The organism is Mycobacterium colombiense, from assembly GCF_003284975.1.
Taxonomy (GTDB): domain Bacteria; phylum Actinomycetota; class Actinomycetes; order Mycobacteriales; family Mycobacteriaceae; genus Mycobacterium; species Mycobacterium europaeum_A.
Map to the genome: position 1 here is coordinate 1 of NZ_QMEU01000047.1, position 14,572 is coordinate 14,572.

The following is a 14,572-nucleotide window of genomic DNA, read 5'->3' on the forward strand; positions in this document are numbered from 1 at the left end:
TACCGCCGGGCTCGCCCGGCGTCGCGGTCGGTTTGGGCGGCTCGGCCGGGGGCTTTTCGACCGGCGGTGGCTTGGATTCGGTGGGGCTGTGCGGCAGCGGACCGTCGGCGGGTGCGGGCGCCGGCTTGCCCGAGGGCCCCGGTTTCCCCTGGGGCGCTGGTGCCGGCTGGCCCGATTCCGGTGGCTTGGGAGGGGACGGGGGAGCCTTGACCTCCGGTGGTTTGACCTCGGGCGGTTTGAGCTCGGGCGGCTTCTTCAAACCTCTCAGCGCGTCGGCAGCGCCGTGACCGACCTTTCCCAGCTTGGAGAGAGGTCCACCGGGCAAGGCGAAGGTGGCCACGTCGAAGATCGATTTTCCGAGCGCTTCTGCGGGGTTTTTGGCCCACTCGTCCCAGTGAGTGACGTCCTTGCCCACTGCCTTCCAGGATTCGGCGACACCGGGCCCGCCGTCGGGCCCCAATCCGACGAGAGGCAACTCCGCGGAGACCATGCCGTAGACGTCTTTGGCGTAACCCACCGGATCGCTTTGCAGCCGGCTCGGGCTGAATTTCGCAAGCTGCTCGAGGAAGTCATACCCCTCAACGCCCACGCCTTTGAGGGTCTGGCCCACCTGATTGAGCGCCCTACCCACCGGCGTCCCGTGCAGAAAGTGGTCCCACTCTTTGTCGGCCCAGTGGGCCATATCCTTCGCGGCGGTGGCGGCCGCCGACATGGTGGCCTTGATCTGGTCGGCGAGCGTTTCGGCTTCCCGGGAAAAGTTGTCGACCACCGTTTTGATGTCGTCTGCGATTCTTTTGATCTCGTCTTCGTCTTCGTCGGTGAGAAGGTCCCATACCTCTTTGATGCCGGTCAGCGGATCGCAGATGCGCGACAACAGGTCCAGGATCGCCGCGTGCACCTTGTCGATCTTGGCCGCGTAGCTATTGAGTTGCGCCGCGATCGTCTGGCATTGGCCCGCAACGCTGATGGCGGCACCAGAGGCGTCGGTCAACGCCTTGTTGATGGCGGCGCCTTCCGGAATCTGTTGCGCCGCAACGGTGGCCATGGTGGCGCCGCCGGCCGCGAACTCGGTCGTCATGAAGGTGGCACCCGCGGTCGTCCATGCCGCGGCGGCGGCGCGTAGTTTAGCCGAATCGCCCGTGGGCCAGATCATTCCGATATAGGGCGCGACCCAACTCCAACCCGCCGGGGCGCTGCTTCCGGTTCCCACCGCGGATGGGGGATGAGACGCCGCGGTCAGCGGCGCGGTCACCGGCGGCGTCGGCAGAACTGCGGCGTGGCCCGTCACGTCCGACATCGCCTCGGCCAGCGCATAGTTGTGCGCCGACATCCGCACCCCGTCACCGATGCTGGCCAACCCATTGCGGGTGCTGGTCATCGCCTCGATCACCTTGGCCGCTGCGCCGTCGTACGCGCGGCCCAGCGCCGCACCCACCGGATCGTCACCGGCCATGCCCGCCGTGTCGGCCAACGCCGTGGTCAACGTCGAGATCAGCGAACCCAGGGAAACGCCGGTGGTCAGGACCGTGGCACCGGCTCGGTCTAGGGCAGTCGGGTCACACGCCAGCGGCGCCATTCAGTCACGACCACATACCGAGATTCGTCGACATCGCGCCGGTGTAGTTGCCGTGCGCGGTCGTGGCCACCTTCTCCAGTTGCGTCAGCGCCTGGCGCATCATCGCCTCGCCGCGAACCCAGTGCTGATGCGCCTGGGCGTGTGCCGCGGCGGCTTCGCCCGTCCACGCTGCGTGCAAACGCGTTACCCGCGAATCGATTTCGGCGATCATGTCTTCGGCATAGCGTTGGAACGCCGCCATCCGCTGCACTGCGTCGGCCAGCGCCTGCGGATCAACCCGAAACGCCTCAGCCACCGCGCACCCCGCGCTCCGCCTGGGCGGATCCGGCCTCGTTGGCCTGATACGCCGCGCCGGCCTGGCCGACCAGATGCGCCAGCATCGACAGCCCGAGCTCAACCTCGCGGGCGCCTTTGTGCCACAGCTCCCACGCGGATCCGTACGCACTGCCGGCCACACCCTGCCAACCGCCCAGCAGCTGGCCCACCTGATCGTCGAGCTGGGACAGCTGGGCCGAAAGCTGCTCGGCCGCACCGCTGAGCGAGGCGGCGGCAGCCTGCATCACGACAGGATCGACCCGCAGTGTTTCGTCGGCCATAGTCGGAACATAACGCCAGGTAGATGGCCCCACAAGTCACCGATGCCACACTGGTGCCCATGAGTGAGGCGACCGGCCGGCGACAGGTGGAGCTGTTGACCCGCGACGGGTGTGCCATCTGCGAGCGGGTGCACGACCGGTTGGTCGAATTGGCCGCCGAGTTGGGCTTCGAGTTGTCGATGACCGACGTCGACGCGGCCGCCGCGGCGGGCGATCCCGCGCTGCGGGCCGAGTTCGGCGACCGGCTCCCGGTGATCCTGCTCGACGGCCGCGAACACAGCTACTGGGAGATCGACGAGCCGCGGCTGCGGGCCGATCTCGGCCGCTGACCGGTCAGCCGCCGCCCGCCCGGTCGGCGCCGGACAATTATTTGGTAGCCCAGCTGATAAACGTTTACCGTGGACAGCAGTTCAGTTACTGGAAGAAGCAAGGGAGCTGGCCAGGTGATGCTGCCGTGAGCGTCTTGCTCTTCGGGGTTTCGCACCGCAGTGCGCCGGTCTCCGTCCTGGAACAACTCAGCATCGACGAGGCCGATCAGGGCAAGATCGTCGACCGGGTGTTGCAGTCGCCGCTGGTGACCGAGGCGATGGTGCTGTCTACATGCAACCGGGTCGAGGTCTACGCGGTGGTCGACGCGTTCCACGGCGGGTTGGCCGTGATCGGGCAGGTGCTGTCGGAACAGTCCGGCATGTCGATGGCCGACCTCACCAAATACGCCTACGTCCGGTACAGCGAGGCCGCCGTCGAGCACCTGTTCGCGGTCGCCAGCGGCCTGGATTCCGCGGTGATCGGCGAGCAGCAGGTGCTCGGCCAGGTCCGTCGCGCCTACGCCGACGCCGAGACCAATCGCACCGTCGGCCGGGTCCTGCACGAGCTGGCCCAGCGGGCCCTCTCGGTGGGCAAGCGGGTGCACTCCGAAACCGCCATCGACGCCGCCGGCGCCTCGGTGGTGTCGGTCGCCCTGAACATGGCCGAGCGCCGGCTGGGCGGGCTGTCCGGTAGGTCGGCGGTCCTGGTCGGCGCCGGAGCGATGGGCGCCCTGGCCGCGGCGCACCTGTCCCGGGCCGGCATCGGGCATGTGCACGTGGTCAACCGCTCGCTGTCCCGGGCCCAGCGCCTGGTCCGCAAGATTCGCGACACCGGGGTGCCGGCCGACGCCCTGCCGTTGGACCGGCTGGCCGACACCTTGGCAGGCGCCGACGTCGTCGTCAGCTGTACCGGGGCGGTGACCCCGGTGATCTCGCTGGCCGACGTGCACCACGCCCTGGCCGCCGCGCACCGCGACGAAGAGGCCAGCCCCCTGGTGATCTGCGACCTCGGCATGCCGCGCGACGTCGACCCGGCGGTGGCCGGCCTGCCCGGCGTCTGGGTCGTCGACGTGGACCGCGTCCAGCACGAGCCCTCGGCCCACGCCGCGGCCGCAGACGTCGACGCCGCCCGCAACATCGTCGCCACCGAAGTTGCTGCCTATCTCGCCGGCCAGCGGATGGCCGAGGTCACGCCGACGGTCACCGCGTTGCGTCAGCGCGCCGCCGACGTGGTCGAAGCGGAGCTGCTGCGCCTCGATAACCGGTTGCCCGGGCTCGAGAGTGCCCAGCGCGAAGAGGTGGCCCGGACCGTGCGGCGGGTGGTGGACAAGCTGCTCCACGCGCCGACCGTGCGGATCAAACAACTCGCCAGCGCGCCCGGCGGCGACAGCTACGCCGAGGCCCTGCGCGAACTCTTCGAACTCGACCAGACCGCCGTCGATGCCGTGGCCGCGGGCGAATTGCCGGTCATCGCAAGCGGATTCGACGCGGGAACCCCGCAGCAAACCGCCGAGTAGCCGATTGGCGAACGTGATCCGGATAGGCACGCGGGGCAGCCTGTTGGCCACCACCCAGGCCGGAACGGTCCGAGATGCTTTGATCGCGCTGGGACACCCGGCGGAGCTGGTGACCATCACCACCGCCGGGGACCGGTCGTCGGCGCCCATCGAAGACCTCGGCGTCGGTGTCTTCACCACCGCCCTGCGCGAGGCCATGGAAGAGGGCCGTGTCGACGCCGCCGTGCACTCCCACAAGGACCTGCCCACCGCCGAGGATCCGAGGTTTGCTCTGGCGGCCATACCGATGCGCAACGACCCGCGCGACGCGGTGGTAGCGCGCGACGGGTTGGTGCTCGCGGAGTTGCCGGCCGGTTCGCTGGTGGGCACCTCGTCGCCGCGGCGGGCCGCGCAGCTTAGAGCATTGGGTCTCGGTTTGGAAATCCGCCCCCTACGAGGCAACCTAGATACCAGGTTGAACAGGGTAAGCAGTGGTGATCTCGACGCGATCGTGGTAGCCCGGGCGGGACTGGCCCGGATCGGTCGCCTCGACGATGTCACCGAGACGCTAGAGCCGGTGCAGATGTTGCCAGCACCGGCTCAGGGCGCGCTCGCCGTCGAATGCCGTGCCGGCGATAGCCGGTTAGCGGCGGTGCTGGCGGAACTGGACGACGCCGACACGAGGGCGTCGGTCACTGCGGAGCGAACCCTGCTGGCCGAACTGGAGGCCGGTTGCTCCGCACCGGTGGGCGCGATCGCAGAAGTGGTCGAGTCCATCGATGAGGAAGGCCGGATCTTCGAAGAGCTGTCGTTGCGCGGTTGCGTGGCGGCGCTGGACGGGTCTGATGTGATCCGCGCGTCCGGTATCGGCAGTCCCGGTCGGGCACGAGAGCTTGGGCTCTCGGTGGCCGCGGAGCTGTTCGAGCTGGGCGCCCGAGAACTGATGAGCGGCGCGCGGCAAGACCCGACGCGAGGAAAATAAAAGCGAGTTACGTGGGAGCGACAATGACGACGCGAGGGCGTAAGCCGACACCCGGCCGCATCACGTACGTGGGCTCCGGCCCGGGTGACCCGGGATTGCTGACGACCCGGGCCGCCACGGTGCTGGCGAACGCCGCCCTGGTGTTCACCGACCCCGACGTGCCCGAGCCGGTGCTGGCCCTGATCGGCAAAGACCTGCCGCCGGTTTCCGGCCCGGCTCCGGCGGAGCCGGTCGCCTCCACCGGCGACGGCGGATCCGAGCCGACCAAGGCGCAGCCGGCGGTGATCTCCGGTGGTCCCGACATCCGCCCGGCGCTGGGTGATCCCGCCGAGGTGGCCAAGACGCTGACCACCGAGGCCCGCACCGGCGTGGACGTGGTGCGGCTGGTGGCCGGCGACCCGCTGACGGTCGACGCGGTCATCACCGAGGTGAACGCCGTCGCGCGCAGCCACCTGCACATCGAGATCGTGCCGGGGCTGGCCCCCAGTGATGCCGTGCCGACGTATGCGGGGCTGCCGCTGGGCTCTTCGCACACCGTGGCCGACGTGCGCGACCCACAGGTGGATTGGGAGGCGCTGGCCGCCGCGCCCGGTCCGCTGATCCTGCAGGCCACGTCGTCGCACCTGGCCGACGCGGCACGCACCCTGATCGAGCACGAGCTCGCCGAGAACACCCCGTGCGTGGTGACCGCGCACGGCACCACCTGCCAGCAGCGTTCGATCGAGACCACGCTGCACGGCCTGACCGACTCGGCGGTGCTGGGCGGCACCGACCCCGCCGGTCCGCTGACCGGACCGCTGGTGGTGACCATCGGCAAGACGGTGGCCAGCCGGGCCAAGCTGAACTGGTGGGAGAGCCGCGCGCTGTACGGCTGGACCGTGCTGGTGCCGCGCACCAAGGACCAGGCCGGCGAGATGAGCGAACGCCTGACGTCCTACGGCGCGCTGCCCATCGAGGTACCGACCATTGCCGTCGAGCCGCCGCGCAGCCCCGCTCAGATGGAAAGGGCCGTCAAGGGATTGGTCGACGGCCGCTTCCAGTGGGTGGTGTTCACCTCCACCAACGCGGTGCGCGCGGTGTGGGAGAAGTTCGGCGAGTTCGGTCTGGACGCGCGCGCGTTCTCCGGAGTGAAGATCGCGTGTGTGGGCGAATCGACCGCCGACCGGGTGCGGGCGTTCGGGATCAGCCCGGAGCTGGTACCGGCCGGTGAGCAGTCCTCGCTGGGCCTGCTCGACGACTTCCCGCCCTACGACAGCATTTTCGACCCGGTCAACCGGGTCCTGCTGCCGCGTGCGGACATCGCCACCGAGACGCTGGCCGAGGGCCTGCGCGAACGTGGTTGGGAGATCGAGGATGTCACCGCCTACCGGACGGTGCGGGCCGCCCCGCCACCGGCGGAGACGCGAGAGATGATCAAGACCGGTGGTTTCGACGCCGTGTGCTTCACGTCCAGCTCCACGGTGCGCAATCTGGTCGGCATCGCCGGCAAGCCGCACGCCCGGACGATCATCGCCTGCATCGGTCCCAAAACCGCAGAGACCGCAGCCGAATTCGGTCTGCGGGTGGATGTCCAGCCCGAGACCGCCGCGGTTGGTCCGTTGGTCGACGCGCTGGCCGAACACGCCGCGCGGTTGCGCGCCGAGGGTGCGCTGCCGCCGCCGCGCAAAAAGAGCCGCAGGCGCTAGTGTCCTACCCGCGGCAGCGCCCGCGTCGGCTTCGCACCACCCCGGCATTGCGCCGTCTGGTGGCGCAAACCTCCTTGGAGCCAAGGCATTTGGTGCTGCCGATGTTCGTCGCCGACGGCATCGACGAACCCCGGCCGATCACGTCTATGCCGGGGGTGGTGCAGCACACCCGTGATTCGTTGCGCAGCGCGGCCGCCAGTGCTGTCGCCGCCGGGGTGGGCGGGTTGATGCTGTTCGGCGTGCCTCGCGACGCGGACAAGGATTCGGTCGGTTCGGCCGGGACCGACGCCGACGGGATCCTCAACGTCGCGCTGCGAGACCTGGCCAAGGACCTCGGCGAGGCCACCGTGCTGATGGCCGACACCTGCCTGGATGAGTTCACCGACCACGGGCACTGCGGCGTCCTGGACGGCCGGGGCCGGGTCGACAACGACGCCACCGTCGCCCGGTACGTGGAACTCGCTGTGGCGCAAGCTGAGTCGGGCGCTCACGTGGTGGGGCCGAGCGGCATGATGGACGGGCAGGTGGGCGCGATCCGCGACGGGTTGGACGCCGCCGGCTTCACCGACGTGGCGATCCTGGCGTACGCCGCCAAGTTCGCCTCGGTGTTCTACGGCCCGTTTCGTGAGGCGGTCAGCTCCAGTCTGTCCGGCGACCGGCGCACCTATCAACAGGAGGCGGGCAATGCCCGGGAAGCGCTGCGCGAGATCGAGCTCGACCTCGACGAAGGCGCCGACATCGTGATGATCAAGCCGGCCATGAGTTACCTCGACGTGGTCGCCGCCGCGGCGGACGTCTCGCCCGTTCCCGTCGCCGCCTACCAGGTGTCGGGGGAGTACGCGATGATTTGCGCCGCAGCCGCGAACAATTGGATCGACGAGCGCGCCGCGGCGCTGGAGTCACTGACCAGCATCCGGCGCGCCGGAGCCGATATCGTGCTCACGTATTGGGCCGCGGATGCGGCAGGGTGGCTCTCGTGAGATGGGGCTTGCGATGACGATCGGCGGCGACACCGCACCCAAGCCGTTGTTCTACGAACCCGGCGCCAGCTGGTGGTGGTTGGCGTGCGGCCCGCTCGCGGCGGTGGCGATGGTCCTGATCGAAATCTGGAGCGGCGCCCCGGTGTCGCTGGTGGTCCCCGCGATCTTCCTGGTGCTCGTATCGGCGTTCCTCGGCATACAGGTCAAAGCCGCACGGATCCACGTCTCGATCGAGCTCACCGAGGACGCCCTGCGCCAGGGCACCGAAACGATTCTGGTGCGCGAAATCGTCAAGGTCTATCCCGAGCCCGACAACCACGAAGCCTCCGGGAAAGAACTGGCGCGCTGGCAGTCGTCCCGGGCGCTCGGCGAACTGGTCGGCGTGCCGCGCGGGCGTGTCGGCATCGGCCTCAAGCTCACCGGTGACCGCACGGTCCAGGCCTGGGCGCGCCGGCATCGTCAGTTGCGGGCCGCACTGACCCCACTGGTGCAGGAGCGGGTGGAGCCCTCCCGCTCCGATGCCGTCGACGGGGAGTGGGATGACGACACCGGGGCGGCGCGGTGAGCGCCCGCTACCGAGCGATCCTCGAGCTCGGCCTGGCCGGCGCCGCGTTCGTGTGCTCGGGGCTGTCCTGGTGGCACTCGCATCACACCGTGTCCGTGGCGCCGATCGCGGACGGGCAGCCCTCCACCACCTCGGTGATCTATGACCCGCAGCTGCTGCTGCTCACGCTGGTGCTGTTGACCACAGCGGGGGCGCTGGCGGTCGTCGGCGGTGCCAGGCTGCGGCGGGTGCGCTCGCGCGCTAAGGCGTCTTCCTGACCAGCGGCAACGCCATCCGGCGGCGCAGCACGATGGCTTCGGCACGATCCTGCAGCGCCTCGTGAACCGAGCGCATGATCGGGAAGCTGGCGTCATGGCCGGTGTCATCCAGCACCTGGGTCACCGCTGAGCTGGTGACCAGAGTCCAGTCCACCCCGGCGTCGCGACAATCGGCGTCGAACGCGTACAGCAGCGAGATGCCGGCCTCAGCAAATTCACTGACGTCCGCCACATCGAGCACCACAGGGTTTTCTCCGAGCGTGAACCGCGCGATGTGTTCGCTGAGGCGGTCGACATTCTCGTCGTCGATATCGCCGCGAATGTGCACCACCGTGGCCAGGTGGCGGTAGTGCGCCCGGACCTGCGCGCCGCCGCAGTCAAATACGCAGTTGTGGTGCCCAGTCTGGTTGCCTGCGGTCGTCATGCAGACCCCTCACTCTCCGTGGCGCTCGCGCGGTCTTCGGGGGGCGCCTCCACGCTCACCAAAGTGTGATTAAAACGTTAGGCCGCAAGCCTAAGGGGACCGGAAGCCGTGTCTAACGCTTTGCTAAGAAGCCTTTGCTGTCCCATCGCGACCCATCCGCTGAGCAAACGCCCAGCGGGTCATCGGGCCCATGGATTACCCTCCGAACCCGGTTTGCCACACCACAACCGTCCACCCGTGCCGACGGTTGCGCTGCTAGGCTGCCAAGGCTGCCGGTTCTGGTCGGGGGGCTTGTGAAAAGGCGAGATTTCCCGCTCAGCCGACGTAGCGCGAAACGGAACGGCCACGATTCGGACGGGAAGAGCAGCGTGCGGGGCGGAGAGATCAGGGGCGAGATCACGGCCCTGACGGGGCTCCGCATCGTGGCAGCGCTCTGGGTGGTGCTGTTCCACTTCCGGCCGATGCTCGGCGACGTCTCGCCCGATTTCCGGGACGCCGTGGCCCCGGTGCTCAACTGCGGCGCCCAGGGCGTCGACCTGTTCTTCATCCTCAGCGGGTTCGTGCTGACCTACAACTATCTCGACCGCATGGGCCGGTCCTGGTCGACCCGCGAGACCCTGCATTTCCTGTGGCTGCGGCTGGCCCGGGTATGGCCGGTGTACCTGGTCACCCTGCACCTGGCCGCCCTGTGGGTGATCTTCACCCTGCACGTCGGTCATGTGCCGTCGCCGGACGCGGCTTCGCTCACGGCGATCAGCTACGTGCGCCAAATCCTGTTGGTGCAGTTGTGGTTTGTGCCGTTCTTCGACGACTCGAGTTGGGACGGGCCGGCCTGGTCGATCAGCGCGGAATGGCTGGCCTACGTGCTCTTCGCCGTCCTGGTGCTGGTCCTGTTGCGGATGAAACAGGCGACCAGGGCACGCAGCCTGATGGTCCTGGCCTTCGCGGCGTCGCTGCCGCCGGTGCTGATGTTGCTCGCCAGTGGCCACTTTTACACCCCGTGGAGCTGGCTGCCCCGAATCGTCACCCAGTTCACCGCCGGGGCGCTGGCCTGCGCCGCCGTGCGCAGGTTACGCCTGACCGACCGCGGCCGCCGCGTCGCCGGATACGTCTCCCTGCTGCTGCTGGCCGCCATGGTGGGCGTGCTGTATTGGTTTGGCGCGCACCCGATATCGGGAGTCGTGGAGAACGACAGCGGTGGCGTCGTCGACGTGTTGTTCGTTCCGCTGGTGATTTCGCTGGCGGTGGGGCTGGGCAGCCTGCCGCGGGTGCTGTCGACCCGAGTGATGGTGTACGGCGGCAAGATCTCGTTCTGCCTGTACATGGTGCACGAGCTGGTGCATACCTCCTGGGGATGGGCCGTGGAGCAGTTCGAGCTGCCGACCCTGGATAACCCGTGGAAGTGGAACATCATCGGCCTGCTCGCGATCGCCCTGGGCGCCTCGGTGCTGCTGTATCACGGCGTCGAAGAGCCCGCCCGCCGCTGGATGCGCAAGATGGTCGATGTCAGGGCCGTCAACGCCAGAAGCGATCCCGGCGAGCCAAACAGTAAGCTGCATCCGATAGACCGTCCGCTGGAAGCGGTTTCGGCCCGCGCGGTGTGACGGCCGCCTCAGCGGCGGGCCGGGACTCACGGGGAATACTTGATGAGGACGCGGCGGCAACCGACGATGCCGTTGACAGTGGAGGTGAGAGTGAGTCGTCTGGCCACCTTTCTCATTGGGGTGAGTTTTCTGGCGGGCGTAGGCATCGCATACCCGGCGCAGGTGCGCACCTACGAGACACTGACGCTCGACTTTCGGCTGAATCATGTGGCGGTGGTGGGGGATTCGTATACCACCGGAACCGATGAAGGCGGCCTGGGCTCCCGATCGTGGACGTCGCGCGCCTTTCAGGTGCTCGGGTCGCGGGGTGCGCGGGTGTCGGGCAGTGTGGCCGCGGAGGGCAGGGCCGGTTACGGCACACCCGGCGACCACGGCAGCATCTTCGAGGACCTGACCCCCAAGGCGGTCCAGCCCGACGACGCGCTGGTGGTGTTCTTCGGCTCCCGCAACGACCAAGGGGTCGACCCCGGGTATCTGACCGAAAAAACCCACGCCGCTTTGGATCTGGCGCGCCGGCTCGCGCCGGCGGCGCGGCTGCTGGTGATCGGACCGCCATGGCCGACGGCCGACGTGCCGCCTTCGATGTTTGTGATCCGCGACATTCTCGGCGGCGCGGCGGGGGCGGCGGGGGCGACGTTCATCGATCCGATCGCCGAACACTGGTTTGTCGGCCGGCCCGACCTGATCGGTGCGGACGGCGTGCATCCGAATGATGCGGGCCACCAATACATGGCGGACAAGATCGCTCCGCTGATTCGCACGCAGCTGTCGACCTGACTCAGACGTGGCGGGCGGCTTCGCGGGCCAGCTGAACCCGCGATGACACAGCGAGTTTGGCGTAGACGTGCGTCAGATGGCTCTGCACGGTGCGCGGGGAGATGAACAGCCGCGCCGCGACGTCTTTGTTGGCAACCCTTGGCTGACGAGCCGGATGACGTCGCGCTCGGTGGGTGTCAGGGACTCCCATCCGCTGGCCGGGCGTCCGCGTGCACCGCGGCCGCGCCGGGCGTAGCTGATGGCCTCCTGGGTGGACAGCGCGTTGCCTTCGGCCCATGCCGGTTCAAATGCGCTCTCGCCCAGCGCTTCCCGTACTTGCCTCAGTGAGTCGTCGTGGGCGGCCTGAAACACCTGGAAGCGTACCTCGCCATGGCGTTGGCGCATGCCCTCGGCCGCGCCGAACAGCCGTGCGGCGTGCTCGGGATTGGTGGCGGCGGCAAGCGCGGCGAGGCGTTCGAGGGCGCCAGGCAGCTGCAGGTAGCCGCCGGTGCGTTCGGCGATTTCCAGCGCCTCGTACAGGTCGCGTTCGGCCTGCTGCGGTTCGCCTTGCGCGACCGCAACTGCCGCCCGCGCCGACAGCACCATCACCCGGTGACTTCCCGGCACCAGCGCAACGGCGTCGTCGGCCCAGCGCCGCGCGGCCACCAGGTCTTTACAGCCCAGGGCAGCATCGGTCATGGGCGCCAGGCTGCGCACGAACAGCTCTTTGAGCGGAGACGTCGATCGCCAGGCCGCCTCACATGCAGCCCTGGCCGCCGTGACGTCGCCGCTTGCCAACTCGGCGTTGGCCAGCGCTACATACGCGGTGTCCTCATGGAAACCGCCCATGGCTGCGCCGTTTTCCAGGGCCGCTTGCGCCGCCGCGCGGCCCGCGGCGGCATCGCCGGTGAACGTCAGCGCCTGCGCCAGCGTCATGAGGCCGAATGTTTCCATTGCGAGATCCGCTGCGGCCCGGGCTTCTTCGACCAGTGCGCGCGATACCCGAAGCGCATCGGCAAACTTGCCCTGCATCGCGAACGCGCCGGTGAGAAACACCCGGCTGTAGCGCGACATGAAGCTGTCACCGAGCCGGTCGGCGAGGGCACGCCCCTCCTCGCCGGCGGCCTGCGAAGCGACGGGATCGCCGCTGACGTTGCCGACGAAGCATTGATAGCAGCGCACGTGGTAAAGCGCGGCATCGTCGCCCGCGGCGCGGGCCAGGTCGGCCGCCTCGGCGAAATACGGCTCCGCCAACGCGGCGTCGTTCATGGCCAGTACGGCGCAGGCAAGCAGGATGCTCACCAGAGGGGCGTGGTCGCCCAGTTGACGGGCCGCGGCCAAGGCTTCCTCTGCGCGCCGCAGGCTGGTCGGGACGGAGTGCCAGACCGCCAGCAGGTTGGCATCGGCCACCGCGCGTACCCAGATTTCCGGGGCGACGGCGTCATCGCGGTAACGCTCGTCGGTGAAGACCGCGTCGAAGCCGGCTACACCCTCCCGAAATCGCCCGCGCGTCACCCACACTCGCTGCAGCGACGAGACCACCTGCAGCGCAGGCCCGAATTCGCCTGCGTCGCAACTCCACGCGTGCGCCGCCCGCAGGTTGTCCATTTCGAGCTCGGCCCACGGCACCAACGGTTTCCCGTCGCCGCGAATCCGTGACTCCAGCGCCACCGCGGTGTCGGTGTAATGGTCGCGGTGGCGGGTCCGCACCACCTCGGCCTCGCCCGACTCGGCCAGCTTTTCCAGACCATACTGGCGGACGGTCTCCAGCAGTCGGTAGCGCATCAGGCCGTCGACCTCCTCGGTGACCACCAGCGACTTGTCGACGAGCAGCCCGAGCAGATCGATGAGCTGGAAGTGCTCGGCATCGGTGTCTGCGCCCACGGCGTGCGCGGCGTCCAGGTCGAAACCGCCCATGAACACCGCCAGCCGGCGAAATAGGACGCGTTCCGGCTCGGTGAGCATGGCGTGCGACCAGTCGATGGAGGCGCGCAACGTCTGCTGACGGCGGACCGCGGTGCGCGCACCCCCGGCGAGCAGGCGAAAGTTGTGATGCAGGCCGTCGACGATCTGGGTCAGCGACAGCGTGCGGGTGCGCGCGGCGGCCAGTTCGATCGCCAGCGGCATGCCGTCGAGGCGACGGCAGATCTCTGCGACTGCGGCCGAATTGCCTTCGGTGAGAACGAAATCCGGACGGGTGCGGCGGGCCCGGTCGGCGAACAGTTCGACGGCCTCACCGTCCACCGACAGTGACGGCACCCGCCAGGTCAGCTCGCCCACGATGCCGATCGGCTCGCGGCTGGTCGCCAGCACGGTGACCTCGGGTCCCGCCTCCAGCAACGCCACCACCACGGACGCGCTGGCGTCCAGCAGGTGCTCACAATTGTCCAGTACCAGCAACATCTTTCGGTTGGCGACGTAGCGGGACAGGGTCTCCATCGTGGAGCGGCCCGGCTGGTCGGGAAGACCCAACGTGCGGGCCACGGTGACGGGGACCACCAACGGGCTGGTCACCGGGGCAAGGTCGATGAACCACGCCCCGCCGGAGAACCCGGCGCCGATCCGGTCGGCGACCTGCACCGCCAACCGGGTCTTGCCGACTCCGCCCGCGCCGGTCAGGGTCACCAACCGGTTCTCCTTCAAAATCTGTGCGATGTCGTCGATTTGGGCGCCGCGGCCGACGAAGCTGGTCAATTGGCTCGGAAGGCGTTTTCCCGCAACGTCATTCGCCGTGCGCAGCGGCGGGAAGTCATTGCGCAGGCCGGGGTGGTTGAGCTGGAAGACGCGTTCCGGGCGGGGCAGATCCCGCAACGCGTGCTCACCTAGGTCCGTCAGCCACACATCGGCCGGCAACCGGTCGATCACCAACGGTTCGGTCGCGCCGGACAGCACGGTCTGCCCGCCGTGGGCGAGGTCGCGCAGGCGTGCGGTCCGATTGATGGTGCTTCCCGCGTAGTTACCGGCGTCGCGCAGCTGAATCTCACCGGTGTGCAGGCCCAGGCGGATCCGGATCGGCGGCTGCATGGTTAGCTGAATCTCCAGAGCGCAGGCGAGCGCATCGCTGGCCCGCGCGAACGCCAGCACGAAACTGTCGCCCTCGCCCTGTTCGACCGGCCGCACGCCGCCGTAGCTGGCCACCAGCTCGTTGACCGTCCGGTTGAGCTGCTCGAGCGCGGTCGTCATGGTGTCGGATTGGGTTTCCCACAACCGCGTCGAGCCTTCGACGTCGGCGAGCAGCAGCGTCACCGTTCCAGTGGGCAGCTCGCTCACGCTCTGCTCGCTCCAATTCAGCAGCGGCACGTCCGCCGGTGGATCAATCCTGATCATGTTAGCCAGCATGGGG

12 protein-coding genes and 2 pseudogenes are annotated in these 14,572 nt (G+C 68.7%); 9 read left to right on the forward strand and 5 right to left on the reverse strand.

Translation table 11 applies throughout. From position 1 onward, the window contains the following. The 3 genes and pseudogenes from DQP58_RS15740 to DQP58_RS15750 form a co-directional block, all read right to left on the reverse strand. Nucleotides 1-1,576: pseudogene (locus DQP58_RS15740) on the reverse strand (NAD(+)--arginine ADP-ribosyltransferase); the annotation flags it as partial. A gap of 4 nt (nt 1,577-1,580) precedes the next feature. Further along, a complete protein-coding gene (locus DQP58_RS15745) occupies nt 1,581-1,871 on the reverse strand; it encodes a WXG100 family type VII secretion target (RefSeq protein ID WP_112709246.1) in 291 nt (96 codons plus the stop codon). Beyond that, complete coding sequence (locus DQP58_RS15750; RefSeq protein ID WP_112709247.1) at nt 1,864-2,172, reverse strand: WXG100 family type VII secretion target; 309 nt, start codon at nt 2,170-2,172, stop codon at nt 1,864-1,866. Before DQP58_RS15750 ends, DQP58_RS15745 begins: the two co-directional genes overlap by 8 nt. Before the next feature lie 59 nt (nt 2,173-2,231). Between DQP58_RS15750 and DQP58_RS15755 the strand changes: the two genes are divergently transcribed. The 7 genes from DQP58_RS15755 to DQP58_RS15785 all read left to right on the forward strand — a co-directional run bounded on the left by DQP58_RS15755 (nt 2,232) and on the right by DQP58_RS15785 (nt 8,445). Beyond that, on the forward strand, nt 2,232-2,501 hold the full coding sequence (locus DQP58_RS15755; RefSeq protein ID WP_112709272.1) for a glutaredoxin family protein: 270 nt from the start codon (nt 2,232-2,234) through the stop codon (nt 2,499-2,501). Between the two features lie 125 nt (nt 2,502-2,626). Beyond that, nucleotides 2,627-3,997 (forward strand): glutamyl-tRNA reductase, encoded by a 1,371-nt coding sequence (locus DQP58_RS15760; protein ID WP_112709248.1) that lies wholly within the window; start codon nt 2,627-2,629, stop codon nt 3,995-3,997. A 13-nt stretch (nt 3,998-4,010) separates the two neighbouring features. After that, complete coding sequence (hemC, locus tag DQP58_RS15765) at nt 4,011-4,958, forward strand: hydroxymethylbilane synthase (protein ID WP_112709273.1); 948 nt, start codon at nt 4,011-4,013, stop codon at nt 4,956-4,958. Between the two features lie 23 nt (nt 4,959-4,981). Next, nucleotides 4,982-6,643 carry a uroporphyrinogen-III synthase gene (locus DQP58_RS15770; RefSeq protein WP_112709249.1) on the forward strand — a complete coding sequence of 554 codons (1,662 nt, stop codon included), beginning with the start codon at nt 4,982-4,984 and terminating at the stop codon, nt 6,641-6,643. Beyond that, nucleotides 6,643-7,623 (forward strand): porphobilinogen synthase, encoded by a 981-nt coding sequence (hemB, locus tag DQP58_RS15775; protein ID WP_112709250.1) that lies wholly within the window; start codon nt 6,643-6,645, stop codon nt 7,621-7,623. The genes DQP58_RS15770 and hemB overlap by 1 nt, the downstream gene beginning before the upstream one ends. 13 nt (nt 7,624-7,636) lie before the next feature. After that, on the forward strand, nt 7,637-8,188 hold the full coding sequence (locus DQP58_RS15780; RefSeq protein ID WP_205869442.1) for a DUF3093 family protein: 552 nt from the start codon (nt 7,637-7,639) through the stop codon (nt 8,186-8,188). Beyond that, nucleotides 8,185-8,445: a hypothetical protein gene (locus tag DQP58_RS15785; RefSeq protein WP_112709251.1), complete on the forward strand. Its 261-nt coding sequence runs from the start codon at nt 8,185-8,187 to the stop codon at nt 8,443-8,445. Before DQP58_RS15780 ends, DQP58_RS15785 begins: the two co-directional genes overlap by 4 nt. Here the strand turns inward: DQP58_RS15785 and DQP58_RS15790 are convergent. Beyond that, a complete protein-coding gene (locus tag DQP58_RS15790; protein WP_112709252.1) occupies nt 8,429-8,869 on the reverse strand; it encodes an STAS domain-containing protein in 441 nt (146 codons plus the stop codon). The two genes, DQP58_RS15785 and DQP58_RS15790, sit on opposite strands and share 17 nt — an antisense overlap. A 368-nt stretch (nt 8,870-9,237) precedes the next feature. Here DQP58_RS15790 and DQP58_RS15795 point away from each other — a divergent pair, with 368 nt between their 5' ends. Further along, nucleotides 9,238-10,473, forward strand: coding sequence for an acyltransferase family protein (locus DQP58_RS15795; RefSeq protein ID WP_205869443.1), 1,236 nt, complete (start codon nt 9,238-9,240; stop codon nt 10,471-10,473). A gap of 90 nt (nt 10,474-10,563) precedes the next feature. Further along, nucleotides 10,564-11,250 (forward strand): Rv0518 family GDSL lipase, encoded by a 687-nt coding sequence (locus tag DQP58_RS15800; RefSeq protein WP_112709254.1) that lies wholly within the window; start codon nt 10,564-10,566, stop codon nt 11,248-11,250. 1 nt (nt 11,251) lies between these two features. On the opposite strand, the pseudogene DQP58_RS15805 reads toward DQP58_RS15800, so the two are convergent. Next, nucleotides 11,252-14,568 (reverse strand): annotated as a pseudogene (locus tag DQP58_RS15805) (helix-turn-helix transcriptional regulator). Between the last annotated feature and the right edge of the window lie 4 nt (nt 14,569-14,572).

Coding starts and splice junctions, on each gene's coding strand:
- DQP58_RS15790 (WP_112709252.1), bottom strand. CDS start 8,869: ATGACGACCGCAGGCAACCAGACTGGGCACCACAACTGCGTATTTGAC.
- DQP58_RS15780 (WP_205869442.1), top strand. CDS start 7,637: ATGACGATCGGCGGCGACACCGCACCCAAGCCGTTGTTCTACGAACCC.
- DQP58_RS15750 (WP_112709247.1), bottom strand. CDS start 2,172: ATGGCCGACGAAACACTGCGGGTCGATCCTGTCGTGATGCAGGCTGCC.
- DQP58_RS15755 (WP_112709272.1), top strand. CDS start 2,232: ATGAGTGAGGCGACCGGCCGGCGACAGGTGGAGCTGTTGACCCGCGAC.
- DQP58_RS15770 (WP_112709249.1), top strand. CDS start 4,982: ATGACGACGCGAGGGCGTAAGCCGACACCCGGCCGCATCACGTACGTG.